Source organism: Cupriavidus sp. SIMBA_020 (genome assembly GCF_046535395.1).
GTDB classification, from domain to species: Bacteria; Pseudomonadota; Gammaproteobacteria; order Burkholderiales; family Burkholderiaceae; genus Cupriavidus; species Cupriavidus campinensis.
On record NZ_JAWRWU010001525.1, the window covers coordinates 1 to 241 of the forward strand.

Here is a 241-nt window from a genome sequence, read left to right on the forward strand (position 1 = left end):
TGGCAAGAGTCAAGGTCGCCGAGTCGGAATTGATGCCGAAGATTTTTGTCTCTGCGACGGGGGCGTATAACAAAGGGAGTAGCTCGATTTCGGCCGTGCCCGCCGTGGGACAGCAACTGCCGACGGTGAACCTGAGCGGTGGCCATTACGGTGGCAGCGTGATCGTTGGCGTCACGATCCCAATATACGCCGGTGGTTTTCGCTCGGCGGTGCTCGCGCAGGCTCGTAATGATGCCGACAG

General features: G+C 59.8%; 1 pseudogene. It reads left to right on the top strand.

Annotated features, from left to right (window positions below):
* Positions 1 to 241: pseudogene (locus tag SB751_RS34695) on the top strand (TolC family protein); the annotation flags it as partial.